This is a genomic window from Streptomyces sp. 13-12-16 (assembly GCF_002114215.1).
Lineage (GTDB): Bacteria > Actinomycetota > Actinomycetes > Streptomycetales > Streptomycetaceae > Streptomyces.
This window is the reverse complement of sequence record NZ_NCTE01001016.1, coordinates 1-1,398: the sequence shown is the minus strand read 5'-3', so window position 1 is coordinate 1,398 and position 1,398 is coordinate 1. Positions and strand designations below refer to the sequence as shown.

The 1,398-nt window shown below is 71.0% G+C and carries 1 protein-coding gene and 2 pseudogenes; all 3 read right to left on the bottom strand.

Features of this window, described 5'->3' with window-relative positions; all coding sequences use genetic code 11:
* Positions 1-196: pseudogene (locus B7767_RS34245) on the bottom strand (alkaline phosphatase); the annotation flags it as partial.
* A 90-nt stretch (positions 197-286) separates the two neighbouring features.
* Complete coding sequence (locus B7767_RS34240; RefSeq protein WP_085575497.1) at positions 287-1,102, bottom strand: DsbA family protein; 816 nt, start codon at positions 1,100-1,102, stop codon at positions 287-289.
* Between the two features lie 96 nt (positions 1,103-1,198).
* Positions 1,199-1,398 (bottom strand): annotated as a pseudogene (locus B7767_RS34235) (hypothetical protein); the annotation flags it as partial.

Below are 1,398 nucleotides of genomic sequence, written 5' to 3'. Positions count from 1 at the left end.
CGCCGGAGGCGACGCCGTGCAGGAAGGCGGGCGCCTGCGCGGTCGCGGCACGCGCGGGGAGGGCGGCGGCGAGCGGTCCGGCCAGCACCGCGGTGGCGGCTGCAGCCCTGACGACCGTACGGCGGCGCGGGGACGGGAAGCCGGTCTCCGCGGTGGCGGGGACGGCGCTCTCGGATGATCTGTGTCGACTGGTCACAGCCGATCAGGTTACTGACAGGTACACGCAAGAGCGGGCGAACTCGCGAAAGTTCGCCCGCTCTTCGGCGTGCCGTCGGCCGGCCGGGGGTCAGGCCTTGAGCGCCTTGTCGACGGCCGTGGTGAACTCGTCCACCGTCATGGGCGCGTTCTGCCCATCGGAGCCGGTGAGCTTCTTGCCGTCCATCATCAGCGTCGGGGTGCCCTGGACGCCCTCGGTGTCGTCGAACACGTCGGACATCTCCAGCGCCCACTTGTCGTAGGTGCCGTCCTTCACGTCCGCCTGGAACTCCTTGTTGTCCTTCAGGGCGTCGACCGTGTTGGCGATCTTGATCAGGTACGCGTCGTCCGCGAACTTGTCGTCCGACTCCTCGGGGTGGTACTCGGCCGAGTAGAGCGCGCTCTTGTAGGCGAGGAACGCGTCGGGGCCGACGTTCAGCGCGGCACCCAGGGCGCTCAGGGCGTTCTTGGAGCCCTCACCGCTCAGGCCGCGGTCGAGGAACGAGGCGCCTATGAAGCGGATCTTGTACTTGCCGTCCTCGACGTCCTTCTCGATGGTCTTGCCGACCGTCTGCTCGAAGGAGGCGCAGACCGGGCAGCGCGGGTCCTCGTACAGCTCCAGGGTCTTCTTCGCGCCGGACTCGCCGATGACGACGGTCGTGCCGTTCTCGCCGCTGGTGTTGGCCGGCTTGACGAGCTTGGCGTCCTTCGCGGACTCCCAGTAGTCGGGCTTGTTGGCCTGGACGACCGCGTAGCCGATGCCGCCGGCCGCGGCCAGCACGCCGACCACCGAGGCGGCGACGATGAGCTGCCGCCTGACCTTCGCCTTCTTCGCCTGGCGCTCGCGCTCCACGCGCAGCCGCTCCCGGGCCGCATTCTTCGCCGCCTGGCTGTTCCGCTTGCTCATGGTGATGTCTCCACGGGGGACGCACACGGTCGTGTCGTGTGCGGGATACGTATGGGGGTGCTGGTGCTCGGGGGGTTCGCCTGAGGCGGGGCCGCCTCAGGCGAAGGCGACGGAGCAGGGCGGTCCGCGCCGTCCCAGGGAGTGCGCGAGGAGCAGGGCGCGGGCCGTGGCGGTACGGCGGACCGGGTGGGCCGGACGGCGGACCTCCGGGGCCCGGCGCACGGTCACCGCGGCGACCGCGAGCAGCAGCGGCCGGAAGGTCGTGGCCGCCACCGCGCCCAGCAGCTGGGCCAGCG